This is a genomic window from Pseudomonas abietaniphila (assembly GCF_900100795.1).
GTDB classification, from domain to species: Bacteria; Pseudomonadota; Gammaproteobacteria; order Pseudomonadales; family Pseudomonadaceae; genus Aquipseudomonas; species Aquipseudomonas abietaniphila.
Window position 1 is genome coordinate 768,212 of the sequence record NZ_FNCO01000001.1, and the last position, 23,661, is coordinate 791,872.

The 23,661-nt window shown below is 62.0% G+C and carries 22 protein-coding genes; 18 read left to right on the plus strand and 4 right to left on the minus strand.

Features of this window, described 5'->3' with window-relative positions:
• Positions 1-104 precede the first annotated feature (104 nt).
• The 18 genes from BLS87_RS03220 (at position 105) to BLS87_RS03305 (ending at position 16,104) form a co-directional block, all read left to right on the plus strand.
• Positions 105-2,126, plus strand: coding sequence for a cytochrome D1 domain-containing protein (locus tag BLS87_RS03220; protein WP_074750113.1), 2,022 nt, complete (start codon positions 105-107; stop codon positions 2,124-2,126).
• Entirely contained in the window at positions 2,123-2,806 is a 684-nt protein-coding gene (locus BLS87_RS03225; RefSeq protein WP_074750115.1) for an SCO family protein, read from the plus strand. Before BLS87_RS03220 ends, BLS87_RS03225 begins: the two co-directional genes overlap by 4 nt.
• 62 nt (positions 2,807-2,868) lie before the next feature.
• Entirely contained in the window at positions 2,869-3,465 is a 597-nt protein-coding gene (locus BLS87_RS03230; RefSeq protein WP_083370586.1) for an SCO family protein, read from the plus strand.
• Between the two features lie 10 nt (positions 3,466-3,475).
• Complete coding sequence (locus BLS87_RS03235; RefSeq protein ID WP_074750117.1) at positions 3,476-5,056, plus strand: ABC transporter substrate-binding protein; 1,581 nt, start codon at positions 3,476-3,478, stop codon at positions 5,054-5,056.
• 14 nt (positions 5,057-5,070) lie between these two features.
• The gene (locus tag BLS87_RS03240) at positions 5,071-6,042 is read left to right on the plus strand and encodes a peptidylprolyl isomerase (RefSeq protein WP_074750119.1); all 972 of its coding nucleotides are present in this window, start codon (positions 5,071-5,073) and stop codon (positions 6,040-6,042) included.
• A 229-nt stretch (positions 6,043-6,271) separates the two neighbouring features.
• On the plus strand, positions 6,272-6,814 hold the full coding sequence (locus tag BLS87_RS03245; RefSeq protein WP_074750121.1) for a response regulator: 543 nt from the start codon (positions 6,272-6,274) through the stop codon (positions 6,812-6,814).
• Between the two features lie 118 nt (positions 6,815-6,932).
• Entirely contained in the window at positions 6,933-8,648 is a 1,716-nt protein-coding gene (locus BLS87_RS03250; RefSeq protein WP_074750123.1) for a GspE/PulE family protein, read from the plus strand.
• Positions 8,629-9,432: a hypothetical protein gene (locus BLS87_RS03255; RefSeq protein WP_074750125.1), complete on the plus strand. Its 804-nt coding sequence runs from the start codon at positions 8,629-8,631 to the stop codon at positions 9,430-9,432. The genes BLS87_RS03250 and BLS87_RS03255 overlap by 20 nt, the downstream gene beginning before the upstream one ends.
• A 1-nt stretch (position 9,433) precedes the next feature.
• The gene (locus BLS87_RS03260) at positions 9,434-9,979 is read left to right on the plus strand and encodes a PilN domain-containing protein (protein ID WP_074750127.1); all 546 of its coding nucleotides are present in this window, start codon (positions 9,434-9,436) and stop codon (positions 9,977-9,979) included.
• The gene (locus tag BLS87_RS03265; RefSeq protein ID WP_074750129.1) at positions 9,966-10,514 is read left to right on the plus strand and encodes a GspMb/PilO family protein; all 549 of its coding nucleotides are present in this window, start codon (positions 9,966-9,968) and stop codon (positions 10,512-10,514) included. The genes BLS87_RS03260 and BLS87_RS03265 overlap by 14 nt, the downstream gene beginning before the upstream one ends.
• The gene (locus BLS87_RS03270; RefSeq protein WP_074750131.1) at positions 10,514-11,038 is read left to right on the plus strand and encodes a hypothetical protein; all 525 of its coding nucleotides are present in this window, start codon (positions 10,514-10,516) and stop codon (positions 11,036-11,038) included. The genes BLS87_RS03265 and BLS87_RS03270 overlap by 1 nt, the downstream gene beginning before the upstream one ends.
• Positions 11,035-12,900, plus strand: coding sequence for a secretin N-terminal domain-containing protein (locus BLS87_RS03275; RefSeq protein ID WP_083370587.1), 1,866 nt, complete (start codon positions 11,035-11,037; stop codon positions 12,898-12,900). The genes BLS87_RS03270 and BLS87_RS03275 overlap by 4 nt, the downstream gene beginning before the upstream one ends.
• Positions 12,901-12,902: 2 nt before the next feature.
• Positions 12,903-13,382: a type II secretion system protein gene (locus BLS87_RS03280; RefSeq protein ID WP_074750133.1), complete on the plus strand. Its 480-nt coding sequence runs from the start codon at positions 12,903-12,905 to the stop codon at positions 13,380-13,382.
• 3 nt (positions 13,383-13,385) lie between these two features.
• Entirely contained in the window at positions 13,386-13,760 is a 375-nt protein-coding gene (locus tag BLS87_RS03285) for a type II secretion system protein (protein WP_074750135.1), read from the plus strand.
• On the plus strand, positions 13,735-14,349 hold the full coding sequence (locus tag BLS87_RS03290; protein ID WP_074750137.1) for a type II secretion system protein: 615 nt from the start codon (positions 13,735-13,737) through the stop codon (positions 14,347-14,349). The genes BLS87_RS03285 and BLS87_RS03290 overlap by 26 nt, the downstream gene beginning before the upstream one ends.
• Entirely contained in the window at positions 14,346-14,780 is a 435-nt protein-coding gene (gene csgE / locus BLS87_RS03295) for a curli production assembly/transport protein CsgE (protein WP_074750139.1), read from the plus strand. Before BLS87_RS03290 ends, csgE begins: the two co-directional genes overlap by 4 nt.
• Positions 14,777-15,190 carry a curli assembly protein CsgF gene (locus BLS87_RS03300; protein WP_074750141.1) on the plus strand — a complete coding sequence of 138 codons (414 nt, stop codon included), beginning with the start codon at positions 14,777-14,779 and terminating at the stop codon, positions 15,188-15,190. Before csgE ends, BLS87_RS03300 begins: the two co-directional genes overlap by 4 nt.
• Positions 15,191-15,222: 32 nt before the next feature.
• Positions 15,223-16,104, plus strand: a complete 882-nt coding sequence (locus BLS87_RS03305) for a CsgG/HfaB family protein (RefSeq protein ID WP_074750143.1) — start codon at positions 15,223-15,225, stop codon at positions 16,102-16,104.
• 1,764 nt (positions 16,105-17,868) lie between these two features.
• On the opposite strand, the gene BLS87_RS03310 is transcribed toward BLS87_RS03305, so the two are convergent.
• The 4 genes from BLS87_RS03310 to BLS87_RS03325 form a co-directional block, all read right to left on the minus strand.
• Entirely contained in the window at positions 17,869-19,314 is a 1,446-nt protein-coding gene (locus tag BLS87_RS03310) for a hypothetical protein (protein ID WP_074750145.1), read from the minus strand.
• Positions 19,315-19,357: 43 nt separating this feature from the next.
• Positions 19,358-19,852: a hypothetical protein gene (locus tag BLS87_RS03315; RefSeq protein WP_074750146.1), complete on the minus strand. Its 495-nt coding sequence runs from the start codon at positions 19,850-19,852 to the stop codon at positions 19,358-19,360.
• A 79-nt stretch (positions 19,853-19,931) separates the two neighbouring features.
• Positions 19,932-22,178 (minus strand): Ig-like domain-containing protein, encoded by a 2,247-nt coding sequence (locus BLS87_RS03320; protein WP_074750148.1) that lies wholly within the window; start codon positions 22,176-22,178, stop codon positions 19,932-19,934.
• 36 nt (positions 22,179-22,214) lie between these two features.
• Complete coding sequence (locus tag BLS87_RS03325) at positions 22,215-23,576, minus strand: hypothetical protein (protein WP_074750150.1); 1,362 nt, start codon at positions 23,574-23,576, stop codon at positions 22,215-22,217.
• Positions 23,577-23,661 lie beyond the last annotated feature (85 nt).

Here is a 23,661-nt window from a genome sequence, read left to right on the forward strand (position 1 = left end):
CCCGGCTTGCGAACCAGCCGCCCGCGCGCCCAAGAACAATCGGCGCGGGTCAGACACAACTCATCGGAGCGGCGCACTGGCGCCCGCTCCACAGGGGGTGCAGCGTGAATGGATGGATCAGAGGTGGTTTTGCCGGCGGCGCGCTGGCGATGGCTCTGGTGGTCATGGGGCACACCGGTGAGCCGCTCAAGGAGGCCAACCAGGCCCTGGGTGAAAGTGAGAGCCCTCAGGCGATCCCCGGCATGGCCAGCGACAAGCAGCAGTGGGTGAAAAACGGTGTGACCGTGAAGTTCGAAGCGCGGCCGCTGAACAGCGGCCCGCTCATGGAGGGCATGTTTGCCGACGTGCGCTTCAGCGTGACGGACACCGCCACGGGCCAACCGTTACCGGGCGTCGCACCGGGGGCCTGGCTTGACCCGTCGGTGGCCGAGCAAAAGCCGGGCTCCCACGACGCGCAATGCAAGTCGCGGGTCGGGCTTTACCTGAAAAGCACGATTGGCGCGCGGCCTCTGCTGGACCTCAACAGTTACTTTCTGATGGTGTTGAACAAGGACGCCAGCGCCACGGTGATCGACCCCACGGTCTCGGTGGGCGGGATCACCAGCACCATGAGCCGTATCGCGCTCAAGCAGCCCGGTATGGACTGGACGTCCACCAACGATGACAAGCGGGTGTTCGTGTCGATGCCCGCCGCCGGTGAAGTCGCGGTCATCGACGCTGAAAAATTCCAGGTGCTGCTGAACATTCCAGCGGGCGAGAACCCGTTACGTGTGGCGCTGCAGCCGGACGAGCGATACCTGTGGGTGGGCAACAACGCGGCCCCCGAGGGCGCCAGCGGTGTGACCGTGATCGATACGCAGTCGATGAAGGTTCTGAGTTTTCTGGCGACCGGTGCCGGTCATCATGAGATCGCCTTCAGCAAGGACTCGCAATTTGCCTTTGTCAGCAGCCGTGACGCCGGCACCGTGGATGTTTTCGACGTCGCGACGCTCACGCGCAGCAAAACCCTGAAAACCGGTGCTCATCCGCTGTCGCTCGCCTATTCGCCGTTGTCCGAGGCGGTGTATGTCGCCGACGGTCAGGACGGCTCTGTGACCGTGATCGATGCGCGCAGCCTGGACGTGCGCAAGGTCATTGCTTCGCAGCAAGGGTTGGGGCCGATGAGTTTCAGCGAAGACGGTCGTTATGGTTTCGTGCTCAACACCCTCACCAGCCACGCCCTGGTGATCGACGCTTCCAGCGACAGCGTCGTGCATGACCTGGAGGTGTCGCCCGAGCCGTTTCAGATCACCGTGACGCAAAACTACGCGTACATCCGTGGGTTGGCGTCGCCCCGGGTGACCATGGTCAACCTCTCCAGCCTGGGCAAGGACCGCAAGCCGATCTTGCAATCGTTTGTAGCCGGACCCGCCGCACCCCGCCTGGCGGGCGATTTGCCGCTGGCGGCTGGCCTGAGCCCGGCGCGGGACAACGACGCGGTGTTCGTGGTCAATCCCGTGGACAACACCACTTACTTCTACGCCGAAGGCATGAACGCGCCGATGTCCGGTTACCCCAACCGGGGCAACGCGGCGCGTGCCGTCCGGGTGGTCGACCGCAGCCTGCGTGAAGTTGAACCAGGGGTTTACAGCTCGCGGGTGCGCCTGCCGAGCGCGGGCAAATTCGACGTGGCGTTCATGCTCAACCAGCCACAGGTCATTCACTGTTTCACCGCGCAGATCGAGGTCAACCCGGTGCTGGAAAAACGCCTGGCCATACCGCGCGTGACCTTCCTGCTGGAGCGCCGTTTTGAACCCGTGGGCAAGCTGGTACCGATCCGTATTCGCCTGGTTCAGGGCCGCGACAACACACCCATGACCGAAGCCAAAGACGTGTACCTGCGTTACTTCCTTGCACCAAGCTCCCGGCCACGAGAAGTGCTGGCGGTGGAAATCGGTGAGGGGATCTATGAAGCCCAGGCGGACCTGAGCGAGACCGGCGCGTATTACCTGCACGCGCGCTCTGAATCCTTGGGCATCCGCGCCAACGAGCAATCCTATGCCAGCTTGCGGGTGATACCGGTCGACACCTCGCCGGTCCACCTGAGCAACCAAAGCCCTTCTGTTTCCGACAGGACGACGCCATGAAAAACGCCATTGCAGTATCGATGTTGGCCTTGATGATTGCTCAGGGTTTCATTCCATTGGTCCAGGCGCACGGAGGGGACAATCACGCGCAACACCAGGCGCAAGGTGGCGCTGACCATTCTCAACACCAGTCGGCCCCGAAACAGGACAGCGCGGTGGTGCATTTTGCCGACGTCAAGCTGACCAATCAGAACGGCGAGCCGGTCAACCTCAAGCACGATCTGGTCAGCGACCGGATTGTGGTGATGGGCTTCATCTACACCACCTGCACCACGGTGTGCCCGGTGATTTCCTCGATCATGTCCCGGGTGCAAAAGCAGCTGGGCGCGAAAGTCGGCACCGAGGTGCAGATCGTCTCCATCACGGTCGATCCGCTGCGCGACACCGCACCGCGCTTGCTCACGTATGCCAACCGATTCCAGCACGGACCGGGCTGGGCCTGGCTGACCGGCACGCCGCAGGCCATCGACGCAACGCTCAAAGGCCTGGGGACATGGACAGCCGACCCGCAGAACCACCCGCCGCTGATCATGGTCGGAGACGGGCGCAGCAGCCACTGGACGCGGTTCTACGGTTTTACCGACCCTGATTTGCTGGTTGAACGGGTGGAACAATTGCGCGGCGACCGCGCGTCCAAAAGCGGTCGGCACGGGGTGTATGTGATGGGGGAACAGCAATGAGCGGGATACCGTTTGATGCTGCCCGCCGGTCGACCAGAGGGTGGCTGATAGGCTTGGCCTTGATGTCGGCTGTGCCCGCATTGATGGCCCATGAAGCCCACGAAACCCCGACCCTGGCCAAGGTGTCGCCTGTGCAGGTCGCGCCGCCGTCCAGCGGTACACACGACGCGCAGGAATATTTCACCGACACGCCCTTGAAAGATCAGGACGGTAACACCGTGCGCTTTTACAGCGACGAGCTCAAGAATCGTCTGGTGCTGCTCAACGTGGTGTTCACCCACTGTCAGGATGCCTGTCCGCTGATCACTCGCAAGCTCAAGGACGTTCGGGCCGCGATGGGCGATGAGGTGGCGCGTCAGGTGTATTTCATCACCCTGACCAGCGACCCGACAAACGACACGCCTGACGTGCTCAAGGCATTCGCGGTCAAACACGGGGTCGACGGTCCCAACTGGCGCTTTTTGACCGGCACGCAGGAGCAGATGAACCTGGTGTTGCGGCGTTTGGGCCAAGTGATTCCGAGCCCTGAACAACACTCCACGCAATTGATCGTGGGAGACGTGGCGAACAAGCGCTGGGCGAAGATCCGTCCGGATGCGCCGGTGGACGCGATTGCCCAACGCTTGCAGTTCCTGACCTTGCCTGTGGCCGGACGTTAAGGAGTCGACCATGAAGTCGCTGGCGATTTTCAGCATGACGCTGAGCCTGCTGGGGTGCCTGACGAGCGCGGCTCACGCGATAGCGCTGAGCCCGGCAGAGGCGGCTGGCAAACGTTTGTACCGCGAAGGCGTTTCCGTCAGCGGTGCCGATGTGTCAGCGCGCATCGGCGTGTCCGGCAGCGTTGTGCCAGCGTCGACCGTTCCGTGCGCCGGCTGCCATGGCGCCGATGGCCGTGGGCGACCGGAAGGCGGCGTGCGTCCGCCGGACATCACCTGGCGGCGATTGAGCACGCCCTACGGTCAACAGGTCAGATCAGGGCGCAGCCATCCGCCTTACAGCGACGGTGCTGTCGCTCACGCTGTCATTGAAGGCGTCGATCCGGGCGGTAATGCGCTGGACAGCGCCATGCCGCGTTTCGTCATGTCCAGTCAGGACCAGATCAACCTCGTGGCCTACCTCAAACGCATTGAAGAGGACGGCGATCCAGGCATACAAGGCTCGACCCTGCGGTTGGGCACCTTGCTGCCGAGTCAGGGGGCGCTGGCGCCGTTGGGCGAGACAATGGCCGCCGTGCTGAAAGGCGCATTGGCCGCGATCAACGAGGCGGGCGGTATTCATGGACGGCAACTGACCCTGCAGATCGTCGACCCTGGCCCTGACGCGCAAACTGCCGAGGCAGCCTTGCAGACGCTGACCGGTGAAGACGGTGTGTTTGCATTGATTGCGCCCCTTGCTCCGGCGCTGGACGGTCGCATCGGTGAGCTGCTCGAGCAGGCCCGGGTCCCGTTGGTGGGATCGGTCTCGTTGCTGGGTGGGGAAAGCGACAGTCCGATGATCTTCGAACCGTTGCCCGGCGTTTCCGAGCAACTGCGGGCCTTGGCCGGCTACGCGCAGGACACACTGGCACTGGCAGCGCAGAAGACGCTGATCGTGTATCAGGACAACCCGCCGGGGCTGCATCAGGCCGAAACCCTCAAGCAGCACCTCAACGGGCAGGGCTGGAGCGATGTCGGCCTGCGGGCCTATTCATTGGATCAACCCGTCACGGTCGACGCATCGCTGGCCGCTGCCAACGCGTTGTTCTTCCTCGGACGCTCCGCGGACTTCGTGCCAATGGCGCAGGCGCTGCACGCTTCACGGCAAGGTCCGGCATTGCCGCCGTATCTGTTTGCGGCCTCGGCCCAGCTCCCGGCGGACGTCTGGCAAGTCCCCGCGTCTTTTTCCCGCCGCCTGTTTTTGGCGTATCCGTTCATTCCGGGCGACTGGACGGAGCAGGGCAAGGCGGCCCTTGCCAGCGTACGCGCGCGAAGCGGGCTGAAAGGACAGTACGCGGTGTTGCAGGTGGACGCGTATTGCTCGGTGCTGCTGGTCGCCGAGGCACTGCGACAGATCGGTCGTCATCCGGCGCGCGAGCAACTGGTCAAGGCGCTGGAAGGGTTGCATGACGTGAACACCGGGCTTACCCCACTGTTGGGGTTTGGGCCGGGACGTCGGCTGGGCATGTCGGGCGCCCATGTCGTGACGGTGGATGTGCAGCAACAACGTTTTGACCTGGTCAGCCCATACGCCAGGGTCAATGCTGCTAACTGAAGTGAGATTTCGCCATGAAGCTCAAGCTGATTTTATTCGTGTTGGCGTTCGTAATGCCCGGTCTGCTGCTCATGGTGGGCCGCACCGAGGCGGTGGCAGAACCCACGTTCGGGCAACTGGCGGTGGCGCGGGTCAACGGCGTGGAGATCGGGCAGATGCAGCTGGAGCACTACTTCGCCGATTACCTGCAGGCCCAGGGACGGATGGTCGGCTCCATTCGCAATCCCGTGGCCTACAACCGTCTGCGCAGCGCGGCGCTTGATGACCTGATCGATAAGGAACTGCTGTGGCAGGAAGCGGGCAAGCGCGGCGTGCGCGTCGACGAAAAGAGTGTGCAGGACAACTTATCCGCCCTGCGTAACGAGTTCACCTCCGATGACATCTTCAATCGGCGACTGGAGGAAGCCGGGTTTGACACCCCGTCATTCACCGAATACCTGCGGCGGGAGTTGACCAGCCAGCGCATGCTGTCTGAGCTGAGCCAGGTGGCACCTGCCCGTGATGCCGACGTCGAAGCCTTCTACCGGCAACTCTCGCCGCGCATCCACGCCCGGCACATTCTGCTGCCCCTTGAGGCCAACGCCGACGCAGCAAACGTCGAAGCCGTGTACCAGCAAGCTCTCCAGTTGCGGGCCCGGATCGTCGGCGGCGAGGACTTTGCTGCCCTCGCTCAACGCTACTCACAGGACAGCCGGTCAGCCGAAGGCGGCGATCTGGGCTATTTTTCTCGTGAAAGCATGGTGTCGGAGTTCGCCGATGCGGCCTTCAGTCTGACGCCCGGCACCGTCAGTCAGCCGGTACGGACCCTTTATGGCTGGCATTTGATCAAAGTTGAGAACACAGTCTCGGACACCGCCATCGACGACGGTCAAGGATTGGCGATGGCGCGTCAGGCATTGGATCAGCAACGACAGGCGCAAGCGACCGCTGCGGCACTGCAACGATTGCGCGCGGCAAGCAGGATAGAACGGGTGGCAGAGCGATGACCCGGGTTTTCCCCGAATGTGGGGGCAAATCCGGTTCTCGATGGCGACTGCCCCCAGCAGTGGGGTTGAGGTTGTGCCCATGGTGTTGGTTTTTTATTGAAGTAAATCAGTGGCATGGGCGAAGAGAATTTCAAGTGGAGGGTCTGGCATGAACAGTGCTCTTGTACCAATACAAGGCGGGAATCCCCAGACCGGGCCACAGGACCTGTCCCGATTTCAGGAGTCCACCTTGTTAAACAAAGTGTTGGTTGTAGAGGACGAGCAGATCCTGGCGCAGAACCTCCAGTCGTATCTGGAGGCCAAGAGCCTGGATGTCCGGGTCGCGAACGATGGCGCGGGTGCCATCGACCTTGCACAAGGTTTCGCACCGGACGTGGTTGTCCTCGATTTTCGCCTACCCGATATGGAAGGGTTTCAGGTACTCGATGCGGTACGCAAACAGAGGGATTGTTACTTCATTCTGATCACCGGCCATCCGACCAGCGAAGTCTGCGGTCGGGCCACTGATCTGGGTGTCAGCCACATTCTCTTCAAGCCGTTTCCGCTGGCCGAACTGGCCCGAGCTGTCTGTGACTTGTTGGGTACTGAGCGACGTTCGACGAGCAAGTCGCCACCGGCGGCCGGGTTCATCGAACGGCGGCACAGCCCGGCAGAGGCATTCCCGTTGCAGTTGTACGACGGTACCTGGGTTAACTCGGACCGTCGCGGCAACAAGCAGACCGCGTCGCCTGACGGTGACAAAGCGGTCCTCGATGGGGAGGGCAAACTCTAGCCGGGTCCGGACGCCTCGGGAACCTTGTTCTTGAGCGCTCCGGGAACGGCACACCGGCCAGGGAGGGTCGGGCGCGTCGAATGTGTGGTTCCTTTTTTGGGGTCCGGGAGTGCATTCGATGGAAAGTCTTACGCTCGCAGTCGAAAGACCGCCACTGGCGCAGCCAGTCGAGTCACCCACACGTTTCCCGGGCAGCCTTCTGACAGCCGCCAGAGAACGCGCCGTCGCTGAAAGCGAACGTCCGATCGAAGCACTTGAAGCCCTCTCTGCCCTGGAACCTGCCGCTTTCATTCGCGCCCTTGGCGCCACCTTGCATTACCCGGTGCTGGACGCTTCCAGCCTGTTCAAATGCACCCCCGAGTTCGATCAAGTCAGCCTGGCCCAGGCGCTGAAACGCGAGTTCGTCATGTTGCGCCACGACGACACGCTGATCGGCGTGTTTGCCGACCCCTTCGACGACGCGCGGCTGGCCTGGATCGATGAGTGCCTGCAAGGCGCCGCGCTGTATCTGTGTCACGCCGACGACCTGGGCGCATACCTTGCCCGTCAGGAAGAAGGCTTCCATGCGGTCGCCGCATTGGGCAGCCACGGCGACGAACAGCACGAATACGACAACCTGGAAAGCCTGTCGCTGACCAGCATCAGCGAAGACGCGAGCGCCGTGGTCAAGCTGGTCAACTCGACCCTCTACGACGCGTTGAAAATGCACGCCAGCGACATTCATCTGGGCGTGACCGGCAACGGTCTGGTGATCAAATACCGCATCGACGGCGTGTTGAACAACATCAGTAAAGTGCAGGGCGCCGAGTTCGCCGATCAGGTGATTTCCCGCATCAAGGTCATGGCCGAGCTGGACATCGGCGAGAAACGCGTGCCTCAGGACGGTCGTTTCAAGATCGGCATCAGTGGTCGGCAGATCGACTTCCGGATCTCCATCATGCCCAGCATTTTCGGTGAAGACGCCGTGCTGCGGGTGTTGGACAAACAGGACCTGGCGGATCGGGTCAGTGGCGTCAGCCTCGAAGCTCTGGGGTTTGAAGAGGCCACGTTGCGCAGCCTGCGTCGGCTGGCCGCCGAACCTTACGGGATGGTGCTGGTGACCGGCCCCACCGGCAGCGGCAAGACCACCACGCTGTACGCGATGATCACCGAGATCAACCACGGCGTGGACAAGATCATCACCATCGAAGACCCGGTGGAATACCAACTCCCGGGTGTTCTGCAGATTCCGGTCAACGAGAAAAAAGGCCTGACGTTCGCCCGCGGCCTGCGCTCGATCCTGCGTCATGACCCGGACAAGATCATGGTCGGTGAGATCCGCGACCCCGACACCGCACAGATTGCCGTGCAATCGGCCCTGACCGGGCACCTGGTGTTCACCACCATTCACGCCAACAACGTGTTCGATGTGATTGGCCGTTTCACCCAAATGGAAGTCGACCCTTACAGCTTCGTCTCCGCCCTCAATGCGGTGGTTGCCCAACGCCTGATTCGTCTGGTGTGCACTGGCTGCGCGACGCCGGTCGTTCCGGACGAGAGTGAGTTGCGGGCCTCTGGCCTGACTGCCGAGGACAGCGGCCATTACCGCTTCGTACACGGCGGCGGGTGTGGCCGCTGCCGTGGCACCGGCTATCGCGGCCGGACGGCCATCGCCGAACTGCTGCACCTGGACGACGAAATTCGCCAGATGATCGTTGAGCGCAAACCCATTTCCCAGATCAAGCAGTACGCCTGCAGCCGTGGCCTGCGCCTGTTGCGCGGCTCGGCACTGGAACTGGTGCGCGATGGCCGGACCACGCTGGAGGAGATCAATCGTGTCACTTTCATTTCGTGAACACTACGTCGCCGTGATCGGCGCCAATGGCGTCGGCCTTTCCCGCTGCGATGCGCGCGGCAAAACCTGGCTGGGCAGTGCCGGGTTCATCGCCGACCGCCAATCGACCGCCACGCTGGCGCTGGACACGCTGCAACGGTTACTCACCGAGCACGTCAAGGGCCGCGCCCGGTTGAGTGTTCTGTTGTCCAGCCACTACAGCCGTTTCGGACTGATTCCCTGGAGCGACCACATCACCACGCCCGATGAGCTGCGCGCCTACGCCAGCGCATATTTCGACGACACCTTTGGCAAGTCGGCCGAAGCGTGGACGCTCAGTCTGTCGCCAGAAAACGCCGGGCTGGCGCGCATCGCCGTCGCTTTGCCAGAAGCCTTGCTGAGCCGGCTGCGCGACGTCGTCAAAGCGCTCGGCTTGCGCCTAGTGTCGGTGCAACCCTACGTGATGACGGCGTTCAACCGCTTTCACAAAAGCTTCGGTGACCGTGACTTCCTGTTCGTGGTCGCCGAGCCGGGTCGCAGCACCTTGTTGCTGGCCAGGGAAGGGCGCTGGTCCGCCGTGCGTTCGCTGCGCATCGCCGACAGCGATGCCGCACTGGCCGCGATGATCGCCCGCGAGAGCGAATTGCACGGCCTGAACGGTGACAAACCTGTCGACCTGTTCGTGCATGCGCCGGCCCGTCACACCGATGCACCGCTGATTCTGGGCGTCCAGACCCTTGAGTTGCCCGCCGATCAGGCCGACACCCAGGATCCTCTGCACATCATGTCCAGAGCGGTGAACTGACATGCGCGCCCTGGATCTGGAATTTCAGCCGCAACGTCGTGGCAGCGCGATGGGCTGGAGCCTTCTGGCCATCGGTCTGGTGCTGGGGGTGTCGGTGGCGGCCGGTGCGCACGTCATCGGTCAGGAGATTCACGAGCAGCAAAGCCAACTGGGCCACGCGCAAAAGAAATTGCAGGTGCACAGCGGCCCTGTCGCCGGTCTGTCCCCGGCGCAACAGCGTGAACAGGAAGTGCGTCTGCAGGAGATGAAGCAGATTTCCACGCAATTGCGCCGTCCTTGGGAACGTCTGTTTGCTGCAATGGAAACCCTGCGCGGCAAGGACATCGCGCTGCTCAGCCTGAGCCCCGACGCACGCAAGGGCCAGCTCAGGATCACCGCCGAAGCGCGGGATCTGGAAGCGATGCTGACTTTTCACCGGCAACTGGAAGACAGCCCCGAGTTGAGCGATGTCTCGCTGGTCAACCACGAGATCGTCGCCAACTCGCCACAAAAACAGATCGTCTTCAACCTGCTGGCCACCTGGGAGGTGAGCGATGTCCGTCCCTAGCCTGATTCTGCGTGAACATGTTCAGCGGGCCGGTTGGCCGGGGCTGGGCGGTGCGGCGCTGGTGGTGCTGGTCTTGGCGTATGGGATGTTCAGCCTGCTGCCGGACTGGCAGTCACTGGACAGCCTGCGTCAGAACAGCCAGAAGGCCAGCGAATTTCTGGAGAAAGTCGCCAACGGCACTGCGGTACTGCCCGTAGTGCCCCAGCAGCAACTGGACGAATTCCATCGCGCGCTGCCGACCCAGCTGGACGCCACGTCGGCCATCGACCGTATCTACGCCATGGCCGGCAAGGAAAAAATCAACCTGGCGCGCGGCGAGTACTCGCTGGGCATCGACCCTAAAACCCAACTGGCGCGTTATCAGATTCTGCTTCCGGTAAGGGGCAGCTACCCGCAATTGCGCCGCTTCCTCCACGCGTTGCTGACCGAGCTGCCGGCGGTGGTGATCGAGGATGTGGACCTTCAGCGTAAACGCATCGCCGACACCGAGTTGACCGGGCGTATCCGCATGACCCTTTACCTGTCGAGGTCGTGATGAACACTCGTCGCGTAACAGCCTGGCTGGCGTTCTTTGGTATCTGCGGGCTGATCGCCTGGGTGCCGGAGCAGTTTTTCGGCGAACAGGCGCAGGACCTGAGCAGCGCTGCCGCGCCGGTGGCGAGTAAACATCGGGATGCCGTCGCCACCGCGAAGGGCGGTTCCGACAAGGGCGGCGACGCTAAAGCAGGTGTGGCGAAGGTGCCGCAACTGGATTTGTTCGCTGCCCAGAGCTGGTACGTCGCCCCCGTGGTGACTGCCGAGCAGGCCGCGCTCAACAGCGTACCCGCTGCCCCAACGGTGCCCACTGCACCGCCCCTTCCGTTCCAGTTCATTGGCAAGCTTGCGGACAGCCAGCAGTTGCAGGTTTTCCTGCAGAACGGAGAACGGCTCTATGTGGTCAGGGCCGGTGATGTAATCGACGACGTTTACAAAGTCGACCGCATCTCCGCCACTGAAATGAGCCTCGTCTATCTGCCGTTGAAGTTTGCGCAGACTTTGTCTGTGGGGAGTGCACCATGAGTCCGCTGCGGTTGTCGTTGAACGCGTTGTTGCTGGGCTTCACCTTGGCGCTGGGGCTGATGCTGGCTTCCTGCACATCGGACATGAATCGGGCCATCGGTCAGGACCTGATCGAGGAGGGGCGCTACGAAGAAGGCCTGACCAAGTTACAGGAGGCCGTCAATGCCAATCCCCGGGATGCGACCCTGCGCATCGCCCTGACATCAGGCAAGGCCCGAGTGGTCAAGACCTTGCTGACCAAGGCGGATTCCGAGCGCTCACAACGGGACTTCAACAGCGCGGCGATCGACTACTCGCGGGTGATCGCCATCGAACCCAGCAACGGCCGCGCCCGGGACGCGCTGTACCTGCTGGAGCAGATGCGCAACATCAACGACATGCTGATCAAGGGCCAGACCAGCCTGCGTCGCGGCGACCTGACGGGCGCCGAACAGCAGGCCCGCCAGGTGCTGGCGCTCGACCCACGGCACGAAGGGGCGATGGAGCTGATGCGCAACGTCGAACTGATGCGCACCCGCAACACCGTGTCCAACCCGCAGCTCAAGACCCGCCTGGAAAAACCGGTAACCTTGGAGTTTCGCGACGCCAACCTCAAGGTAATCTTCGAGGTGCTGTCCCAGGTCGCCGGGTTGAACTTCATCTTCGACAAAGACATGCGTGCGGACTTGAAAGCCACGATCTTCGTGCGTGAAGTGCGCATCGAGGACGCCATCGATCTGCTGCTGCAACAGAACCAGCTGCACCAGAAAGTGGTGAATGACAACACGCTGCTGATCTACCCCGACTCGCCGCAGAAGGTGAAGGACTATCAGGAGCTGGTGATGCGCACCTTTTACCTGACCAACACCGACGCCAATACGGCGCTGAACATGGTCAAGACCATGCTCAAGACCCGCGATGTGTTCATCGACGAGCGCCTCAACACCCTGACCATGCGTGACACGCCGGATGCCATTCGCATGGCCGAGAAGCTGTTTTTCTCCCAGGACCAATCCAACCCTGAAGTGGTGCTCGAAGTGGAAGTGATGGAGGTCGCCCGTCAGCGCATTCTTGACCTGGGCCTGCAATGGCCGAACACCTTCGGGGTGATCAACAGCGACGGCACCGCGGTCAGCGTGCTCAACCAGCTCAAGGGCATCAACTCCGGGCGGATCTCGATCTCGCCCTCGCCGCAACTGAAAATCAACGCCCAAGACAACGACGTGAACACCCTGGCCAGCCCGACCATTCGCGTCAGCAACCGCGAACAGGCTCGGATTCACATCGGTCAACGCGTGCCGATCATCAGCGCCACCTCGGTGCCATCGACACAAGGTCCGGTGATCACTGAAAGCATCACGTACCTGGACGTCGGTCTGAAGCTGGAAGTGACGCCCATCGTGCACCTGGACAACGAGGTGGCGATCAAGATCGCGCTGGAAGTGAGTAACGCCACGCCGCTGGAACCGACCCGCCAGGGCACGATTCCGGTCCAGGTCGACACCCGTAACGCACAGACCACGCTGCGCCTGCACGACGGCGAAACCCAGATCCTCGCCGGCCTGGTGCGTAACGACAACAGCTCCACCGGCAACAAAATCCCCGGTTTGGGTGACATCCCGGGCTTCGGCCGCTTGTTCGGCAGCAACAAGGACACCGTCGGCAAGTCCGAGCTGGTGCTGTCGATCACGCCGCGCATCGTGCGCAACCTGCCGTATCAGGCGCCGAGCGACATGGAATTTGACTCCGGCACCGAAACCAGCATGCGCATGAATTCGGTCAACCCGGACATGGCGCCGGTGACCGTGGAAATCAACGGCCGGTCGGCGCCTCTGGCCGCCGTGCCTTCGGCTGCACCCGCTGCTGCTGCAGAGAGACCTTGAGCATGAACCGCCAGCGCGCCACCCGCGGTTTCACCCTGATCGAAATGGTCGTGACCCTCGCCATCGTCGGTCTGCTGGCGAGCATCGCCGCGCCATTGACCGAAACCGTGATTCGCCGTGGCAAGGAGCAGGAACTGCGCACCGCCTTGTACCAGATTCGCGATGCGCTGGACGCCTACAAGCGTGCGGCCGACTCGGGAAGGATCGAGAAGTTGGTGGCCAGCAACGGGTATCCGGCCAACCTCAAGGTGTTGGTCGAGGGCGTGCGGGACTTGCGCAGCCCCAAGGGCGCGAAGATTTTTTTCCTGCGTCGTATTCCGCGCGATCCGTTTGGCAAACCCAAGCGTGAAGCGCAGGACGACTGGGGCCTGCGTTCCTACGACAGCCCGGCGCAGAACCCCCGCGATGGTGAAGATGTGTTCGACGTTTACTCCAAAACACGCGGCAAGGGCCTCAACGGCATTGCCTATTCGGAGTGGTGAGCCATGAAAAAGCACAAGGGGTTCACGTTGATTGAGTTGCTGGTGGTCATGGCCATCATCGCCACGCTGATGACCATCGCCGTACCGCGCTATTTTTCCAGCCTGGAAAACTCCCGGGAAACGGCGCTGCGCCAAAGCCTGTCGGTGATGCGCGAGGCGCTGGATCACTACTACGGGGACACCGGCCATTATCCCGACTCGCTGGAAGACATGGTCACTCATCGTTACCTGCGCAGCCTGCCGACCGACCCGATCACCGAGCGCAATGACATGTGGGTCATCGTCCCGCCACCGGAAGGTGTCGCAGGTACGGTGGCGGATATCAAAAGCGGGGCCACCGGGAGGGCGCGTGATGGCAGTCTCTTCGGTCAATGGTAAGTCGCTCGCTTTTGCGGGAGGCCAGCAAGGCTTCACCTACATGAGCGCGATGATGCTGATCGTTCTGATGGGCACGGCGCTGGCAGCCGTCGGCCAGGTCTGGTCCACCATTGGCGCCCGTGAGCGCGAAGTGCAACTGATCTGGGTCGGCACTCAGTACGCCCAGGCGCTGCGCAGCTATTACCGCAGTGGAACCGGCGTGTCTCAGTACCCGGCCACGCTGGATGAACTCCTCGAAGACCATCGGTTTCCGTCGGTTCAACGGCACATCCGTCGCCTGTACCCGGACCCCATGACAGGCAGTGACGACTGGGGCCTGACCAAGTCCATCGACGGCCGCATCACCGGTGTCTACAGCCTGTCCAGTCAGACCCCGCTGAAAACCGCGAACTTCCCGCCGCAGTGGCAGGAATTCGAAGACATGACCAGCTATGCCGACTGGCGTTTTGTGGCTGAAAAAGCCTTCCTGGAATCCTCGAACAATCGCCCGGCAGGGGCACCTGGCACCGTGGGCGCACCGCCGGGCAACGGACCGGGTGTGTCGCTGGGAACGTCCCTGGGCACACCGTTGGGAGGGGGCAGCCAATGAACGCAGTCGGCCTTCACCTCAAAGGGTTGTGTCTGAAAGAGATCGGGTTGTGCGCCGCATTGCTGATCGGCGGCCTGGCGGCTGCCGTCGGGCATGCCGACGAGGAAGACGAGATGATGGGGTTCATCGTCGACGACTGCATTTCGCTGGTCGGCCATAACTTCTACAACGCGTTTACCGACCGCCTGCGCGCCACCAGCCGCCTGGATTTCAACCTCGTGGTGCGTGAACGGCCCGACCCGCGCTGGGGCAGCCTGATCTGGGTCGAGTACGACCAGCGCATCGTGTACCGCCGCTTTATCGCACCCAACGCCACCGAAACCCGCGAACTGGCAGTGCAAGCCGCCGACGACGTTCGCGCGGCGGTGGTTCAACGCAAGCTGCAAGTCCAATTGCAGGACAACATTGATCTGGGGAAGGACGAACTATGAACAGAACAATAACGGCCGTCTCGACCTGCCTGTTCCTGACTGGATTCAGCGTGCTGAGTCAGGCCACCGAACTGGTGTACACACCGGTGAACCCGAATTTCGGAGGCAACCCGCTCAACGGCCCCACGTTGCTCAACGAAGCGCAGGCGCAGAACGACTATAAGGACCCGGACCTGAAACGGTCGAGCACGGCGGGGACGACGGCACTGGAGCGGTTCAGCCAGCAGCTGCAATCAAGCTTGCTGTCCCAGGTGCTCACCAATATCCGTAACGGCAACAGCGGCAGCCTGACCACGGATGCCTTTATCGTCAACGTCATCGACGATTCGGGCTCCTTGAGCATCCAGATCACCGATCGGGTCACGGGCGAAATCTCGGAAGTAAACGTCAACGGACTCACCTCCAACTGACGGGTGCTGAAGTTCCAAAGGAGCGAAAGACCATGAAAAAGTGCATCACCGTTCTGATGCTGGTCGCAGCCCTTCAAGGCTGCGCCGTCCGCGAGCCGATGCCGGCCGAACAGGCGAAGGAAACCCCGACCCTGACGCCACGCGCGTCGACCTATTACGACCTGTTGTCCATGCCGCGGCCCAAAGGGCGCCTGGTGGCGGTGGTCTACGGTTTTCGTGACCAGACCGGGCAGTACAAACCCACGCCGGCCAGTTCGTTCTCCACCAGCGTCACCCAAGGCGCTGCCAGCATGCTGATGGATGCCATGCAGGCCAGCGGCTGGTTCGTGGTGCTCGAGCGCGAAGGGCTGCAGAATCTGCTGACCGAACGCAAGATCATCCGCGCCTCGCAGAAAAAACCGCCTGCCGTGGTGGGACCGAACGGTGCGCCGGTGAACGTGCAACTGCCCAACGAACTGCCGCCCTTGCAAGCGGCGAACCTGATGCTCGAAGGCGGCATCGTGGCGTACGACACCAATGTGCGCAGCGGCGGGGAGGGCGCGCGCTATCTGGGTATCGGTGCCTCTCAGGAGTACCGGGTGGATCAGGTGACCATCAACCTGCGCGCCGTCGACGTGCGCAGCGGTCAGGTGCTGGCGAATGTGATGACCAGCAAGACCATCTACTCGACCAGTTACAACGCCGGGGTGTTCAAGTTCGTGGAGTTCAAGAAGCTGCTTGAACTGGAGGCGGGCTACACCACCAACGAGCCAGCGCAGTTGTGTGTGCTGTCGGCGATCGAGGCGGCGGTGGGGCATCTGGTTGCGCAGGGGATCGAGCGGCACATGTGGCAGATCGCCGGGGATACCAGCGAGCCGAATGAGACACTGGACCGGTATTTGAGCCAGAACAAGCCGGCGGAAGAAGGGCAGTGAGGGCGCTTCGCTCGGTGAATTGGATAGGTGCGGAACATCCCGCATGCACCGGTCTGGCTGCCGGTTCCCGGCAGATCGTCCGTTGACGCGGTCCCTGTAGGAGCGCGCTTGCCCGCGATCTACCGCGCAGCGGTAGCAAAATCAGACGACTCGATGATGCCTGACACCCCGCATGCACAGGTCTTGCTGCCGGTTCCCGGGAGATCGTCCGAGTGCGGCCCAGAGCAAGCGTGCTCCTACACTGAGACGTGAAGTTCGGGAGATGGATGCCGAATGAAAAAACCGAAGAGCGTTGGCTTCAGATCAGAACCATCAGGTTGAAGGGGTTCCTGTAGGAGCGCGGCTTGCCCCGCGATCTACCGCGTAGCGGTAGCAAAATCAGACGACTCGATGATGCCTGCTACCCCGCATGCACAGGTCTTGCTGCCGGTTCCCGGCAGATCGTCCGAGTGCGGCCCAGAGCAAGCGTGCTCCTACACTGAGACGTGTAGTTCGGGAGATGGATGCCCGAGTGAAAAAACCGAAGAGCGTTGGCTTCAGATCAGAACCATCAGGTTGAAGGGGTTCCTGTAGGAGCGCGGCTTGCCCCGCGATCTACCGCGCAGCGGTAGCAAAATCAGACGACTCGATGATGCCTGGCACCCCGCATGCACCGGTCTTGCTGCCGGTTCCCGGCAGATCGTCCGAGTGCGGCCCAGGGCAAGCGTGCTCCTACACTGAGACGTGTAGTTCGGGAGATGGATGCCCGAGTGAAAAAACCGAAGAGCGTTGGCTTCAGATCAGAACCATCAGGTTGAAGGGGTTCCTGTAGGAGCGCGGCTTGCCCCGCGATCTACCGCGCAGCGGTAGCAAAATCAGACGACTCGATGATGCCTGGCACCCCGTATGCACCGGTCTTGCTGCCGGTTCCCGGCAGATCGCGGGACGAGCCACGCTCCTACACTGAGATGTGGAGTTCGGGAGATGGATGCCCGAGTGAAACGTGCAAAAAGCTTTAGCTCCAGACCAGCAACAGAAACACCAAGTTGACGCGGTCCCTGTAGGAGCGCGCTTGCCCGCGATCTACCGCGCAGCGGTAGCAAAACCAGGCGACTCGAATCTACCTGCTACCCCGCATGCACAAGTCTTGCTGCCGGTTCCCGGCAGATCGTCCGAGTGCGGCCCAGAGCAAGCGTGCTCCTACACTGAGACGTGAAGTTCGGGAGATCTGATAGTACCCACGCGGTCCGCCTCAGATCGGTGGGAGTCAGCTGGCTGACGAATGCGGGTTGTCATTCACCGTCGCTGTAGCTGACCCACCGCATTCGTCCGAAGTGCGGCCCATGCCCTCGTAACCTCGGACGTCTCCCACGGGTATCGCAGCGCAGACGAAATATCTTGATCGTACCCACGCTCCGCGTGGGCATGCAGGTTTTGACGCTCTGCGTCTACTGGATCGGTGGTGCACCTCAGATCTGTGGGAGGAGCCAGGATGAAGGCGTAACGCTTCTGCCTTTACGGTTAGGCAGAACCCAACCATTTGCCCCCACCGCAAATAATGGATATTCACCCAACCCAACCCAACCCAACCCAATCCAATCCAATCCAATCCAATCCAATCCCAATCCCAATCCCAATCCCAATCCCAATCCCAATCCAGTCAGGAAGACCGCATTCGCGACCGTCGTAACCTCCGATTGCTCCTACAGGTTTCGGCGTCCGCCCAGCAGACCGAGACCAAACAAAAAGCCGCCTTTCGGCGGCTTCGAAATCCAGCTGAACCCACTATTGCTGACGCACGCTCGCCACGTTCGCAGAACCCACCTGAGTCACACTCGCCGCCTGATTGGTAGCGCTCTGGTTCACGTTCGCGGTGTTCCCATTACCGGTTTGACTCACATACGCCGTGTTGTAGCTGTCAGCCTGCTTGACCGTCGCAATGTTCGCGTCGCCATCCTGATAGGTGTACGAACGGTTGTCGCTGCCCGACTGCGTGATATCGGTCGTGTTGCCGTTCCCGAAGCTGTTGCCCGTCGCGTAGTTACCATCGCCGCGCTGATCGGCAATCAGAATGTTGTCGCTGCCGTTCTGCTCGAAATACAGCTCGTTGTAGTTGTCGTTCTGGGTCACCTTCGCATCGTTACGCGCGCCGTCCTGTTTCAGGTTGCTGAGGTTGCCGACGCCTTTCTGTGTCAGGTTGATGCTGTTTTGCTGACCGTTCTGGTTCAGGAATGCCGTCTGACCACTACCGAACTGCCCACCCGGCTTGGTGTTCTCGTAATCGCTGGCGTACACCTTGTTTCCCGAGCCGGTCGCGACGGCCGTCAGGTTGTGACCGGTGCCGTCCTGGGAACTGTAGTGCAGGTTGTCCTGGCCATTCTGGGACACGTTGGTGGTGCTGCTGGTGACGAAGTATTGCGTAACGCTTGCAGCGTTGCGATCACCCCACTGGATGATGGCGCCCATGTTGTTGGCACCCTGGTACTGATCGACGATGCCTTCGTTGAAAGTACCGGTCTGGTTGACGCTCGAATGGCTGTTGGTCTGCGCATCCTGGAACATCTGTACGGTGTTGTACTGACCCAGTTGGTCGACCGTAATCGAGCCACCCAGGCCATTGCGCTGGTCGGTGTATGCGTAGTTGCCTTCGCCGTTCTGATTGATCTGGATCTGCCCGTTGAAGTGACTGACCTGTTCGCTGTAACCCTGGTTGCCATCGCCACGCTGGGTGATCTGCGCGCTGTTGTTGCTGCCGCCGAAGAGTTGCTCGGCGGCGATGTCGTTCGCGCTGCCGGCCTGATCCGTAGTGATGGTGCTGCCAATCTGGCTGTCCTGATAGGCGAAAACCATATTGTTGTTGCCCGACTGTTGGGTCGTGATCCGGTTGCCGCTCCCCAACGACTGACTGGCATGGGTATTGTTGCGCTGATCGGCCTGGCGCTGGGTAATCTTGCTCGCCACTTCCTGAAGCTGCTCGCCATAAGCGCCGTTCTGGTTGCCGTTCTGCAACTGGTCGATCTGTGAATTGGTGTCCTGCTGGAAGGCAGCGGTGTCGTTGCCGTCACCGATCTGCACCTGCTGGACGCTGGCTTGGGCCGCCGTTATCTGCTGCACGTCGGCGGTGTTGCCCGTACCGTTCTGGTACTGGGTGGACAGGCTGTTGGCCGCCATGGCGTGTCCGGTAAGCATGACCAGAACAGCCGCAGCGACAGGGGTGAGTTTAAAAAGCATGATGTAGACCTCCTGATGGTTGGTTGCCGAGGTGTCGAGCGCGTCAATGCAGCTGACGAACCTCTACGCTCTGGCCATTTCCAGACTGACTGATGCTGCTCTGCAGCCCTGTGCCGGCCTGTTTGATGCTGGCGCTGTTGTTGGCGCCGTTCTGCGTGATTGCTGCCTGGTTGTTCGAACCGGTCTGCGTGATGTCCGCCTGGTTGCCATAACCCTGCTGGTTGATGGACGCCGAGAGATTGGAGCCCTGTTGCAGGATGTAAGCCTCTTGCGCGCTGCCGACCTGAACGATGTTGCCCAACAACGAGCTGCCGCTTTGCGACAGGCTGGCGATGTTCGACGAGCCTTGCTGCAGGATCGTCGCGTGCTGGCCGATGATCGAACTTCCGGGAAAGTTGATCGGCGCATCGCCCAGTTCCGAACCGCCGCCCAGCTCGTCGCCACCCGTGAACTCGTCCGCCTGCGCTGACAGGCAAACCAAGCCCAACGCCACAACCAGGGCGGCGCGGTACAGGGAACGGCAACGATGGACTGACATGGTGTTCTCCTGTCTAAAGCCGCGTGTGCGGCCCGCGACGTTGGCCCGCCTGCGTTTGCACGCAGGCGGGCCGGTTTCATCAACGAACGGTGATCGGCAGTGTCCGGACCGTGCCTTTGGACGAGGTCACCGTAGCGGTCGGGTTGGTGGCCGACGGTGCGATGGTGTTCACCACCGAACTTCTCCAGCGACCCGTGACAGGCACCGTCACGCGATCAAGCTCCTGCACCCCGGTGGGTGTGGTCACCCGGATGACGATGGTGTTGCCCGTCGTCACCGAACTGGTCCCCGAAACATCCCAGCTGAACAGTGCTCCGCCGCCACGTACCTGCACGGTTGCCGCCGTGATGGTCAGGGTTTCGGTGCCGGCCGGAGGCGCGGTGACCGAGACGTTGACCGTGGCCGGTGTCGACAGTGCGCCGAACGAGTCCGCTGCCTGATAGGTAAAGGTTGCGGTGAACGGTGCGGTGATCGTCGCAGGCGGTGTGTAGGTCACGGTGGTGCCATTGGTGGTCACGGTGCCGCGTCCGACAGCAGGCTGGGTCAGGTTGGTCACGCTCAGCGGCACGTTGCCCTCAGGGTCGGTGTCGTTGGCCAGTACGTTGACCACCAACGGTGTCCCGGCCAGCGTTGCGCCTGTGTCGGCACCCGCAACCGGTGGGCGGTTAGGCGTCACGGTCACGCTGACAGTGCCCGCCGAGGTCGACTTCAGCCCTTTGCTGTCCACGGCCTTGTAGGTGAACGTGGCCGTGATCGGCGCGTTGATCACTGCTGGCGGTGTGTAGACGATGGACGTCGTGCCGTTCAGCGCCACGGTGCCCTGGCCAGAGGCCGGTTGAGTCAGGTCGCTGATGGTCAGCGGCAGGTCGCCGTCCGGATCGCTGTCGTTGACCAGCACGCTCAAGGTCAGCGGGACACCGAAGCCGGTGGTGCCGGTGTCGTTGACCACCACGGGAGGCTGGTTGGCGCCGGTATTCGGTGCTGTGCCGACGATGGTCACCGGTTCGGTGTCGGCACCGCCCCTGGCCGATTTGACGGTCACGAAGGCCGGTGGCTGGGTCAGGTTCGGCACGCTTAACTGCTGCGTGGTGCCGGACTTGGACATGCGGCCGAAACCCTGGGCCAGCAGATCAGGCACTGAGGTTTCGTCACTCGACGTGGCCTCCATGACCAGAGTGTGGTTGTCCCACGAGTAACGCGCGGTACGGATTTTCACCAGGTCCACCAGCTTGGTCGAAACGGCGGTGGGCTTGGTGGTGCCAACCGGGTTGCTCGCGGTGAGGATCACGAACGGTGGCAGCGTCGAGGCTGAGTGCGCCACGAAGAAGTGGCCGTTGTTGTCGCTGAGCATATTGAATTGGCAAGGTGAAGCCGGCGTGCCGGGAACCAGTGCGAGCGTCTCGCGATAGCACAGGCTTGAGCTGTTCGGGGATGAGGCGAACAACTCGATCCGGGTGCCGGAGCCGTTGCGGCTGTACGTGCCGCGTTTGACCTCGACCGGGGTTTGAACCCTCGGGTCGAGCACCTTGCCGCTGACGGTGAAGAGGTTCTGGATGAGCGTCCCGGCGGGTCCTTCGATTTTCACGAAGTTGGTGCCAAACGGACTGCCGACAATCGCCTCCGGCACATTGGGGTCGCCAATGTAGGTGTTGACGCTGCCGGTTTCCGGATCGACTTCGGTGTAAGGCGCACCGACGCCTTTGATGAACGGCCCCAGGTTGCCGTTGAGCGCACCACCGAAGTCGCCGGCGGCACCGATGCCGATGTCGCGGGTGAGGTTGATCGCCCGCCGCCCGGTGGTGGTGACATTGAAGGTGTCCACGCCGTAGGGATGGGTGACGGTGTACGTCCCGGGCCGACCGGCCGGGATATCGATGCGGATGCGAATCCGCGCGAAGCTCTGTTGCGAACCGTCGGTGGGTGGATCGGTGGCGAACGCCGCTTCGACACCGGCGGTGTAGATTTCCAGTCCGTAACCGGCGATCGGGCTCACCGTTGTTTTCAACTGAGCCTGGAGCAGATACCAGAACATCTCATCCGGGAAGTTGTCCGGATAGACCATCGGAAATGCATCGTCATACAGCCCCGGCACCGCGCCGAGGGTACACATGTAAGCCGGTGGAACGGTCGCCGCGACCCGCGAGCTCACGGCCCTGGACTGGCACAGTTCCAGCGACAGATCGTTCTGGTCTTTGTACCACTTGGGGAAACGTCCTGTGGCGACGGTATAAGGCCCCGGGTCCACAGCCGAGAGACCGGCATACGCCGCCTCACTGACTGCGATCAGACTCATGGCGCCGAAAATCAGACTTGGCCAACTGTTCATGTTGCCTCCAGATTCGAGAGCAAGGAGTGGTTGCGATCAGGGAACGATCACCACTTCTTCGGTATCGCTGCCGCCGTTGGCCGATGTCACCGTGACCTTGGCCGGGGGAATCGGCGAAATGCCGGTCGTCAATGTCTTGATCGCGCCGTCGCCACTGAGGGTGCCGATGGCGCCGCCTGAGCTGCCGGTCGCTGTCAGAGAGGTCGCGGTGGCCGCGTCACTGGTGCTGGCGACCAGAGTGAGTTGCCCGGACGACAGGCTGTAATTGGCCGTGTCAATGCTCACCAGGTCGGTTAACGCATGCGGCACCGTGGTCGGCGTGTTCTGGGGAATCGCCACATGGTTGTCGGCAGTGACCTGCAGATTGACGGGCAGTGTCGGGTTGGCCGTGGACTGGCCGTACCAGCTGCCGGTGCCGTCGGCCTCGGTCATGGCAATGTCAGCGTTATCGGTGTCGACGAACTTCGACGTGCCGGGCGGTGGTGGCGCCAGCGAGAACACGTCCTCCTGGGCCTGAACGCCACTGTTACCGGTGCCGCCGGTCTTGCGGGAGTACGTGGCGCGCTGAACGATCGTCGGGGTGGGCCTTACGACCGTGGACAGCTTGCCGGTAATGCCGAATACGTCGGTGCGCCCGTCAATGCCGTTGGGGCCTTCGACATGAATGAAGTTGGTGTTGAACGGGCTGCCGGTGACCTGTTCCGTCAGGTTGGGGTCTCCGACGTAGCTTGAGGCGATGCCTGTCGTGGGGTCGGTCTCGATGTAGGGGCCGTTCACGCTGCGCAGGAAGGGGCCAACGTCGCCCGTCAACGCTCCGCTGTAATTTCCAGGTGAGCCGATGCCGATGTCGCGGGTCATGTTGATGGCTTTGGTGCCGGGTGTGTCCACCTGAAAAACATCGACGCCGTAGGGGTGAGTGATCGTGTAGGTCCCTGCGACGGGAGCGTCCATCCGGATACGGATCCGCGCAAAGCTGATCTGGTCATTCGGCGCGGGATCGCCGCCACCAAATGCCGCTTCCAGAGCTGCCGTATATTTCAGATTGAGTGCGGTGGCGCCCGCTGTCGGGATGGCGGCGTCGGCCAGGAACCAGAACGCTTCATCAGGAAAGTTGGTTGGAAACACGGTGGGCTGGTTGTCGTCGAACACGCCGGCGGCGACGGCCAGGGTGCACATATACGATGGAACGCCAGGGGTGGAAGGGACCCGGGAACTCAGCGCCTTGCCCAGGCACAAGTCGAGCGTGCGACCGTGCGTGTCCTGATACCACTGGGCGAAGTTACCGTTTTGCGGACTGTAGGGGCCCTGATCGACCGCGAACAACGCGGCCTGGGCGGAACCGTGAATCGCTGCGATCAATGACAGCAACGTTACGGCGGGGGTCAATTTGCTGGGCATTTGTCTTCCCTCTCGCAATGAACCTGCCTCTGGCGTGAGTCGGACGAAGGCGTCGGTTCCAGGAGGCTGGGAGGGGCAGCGCAAC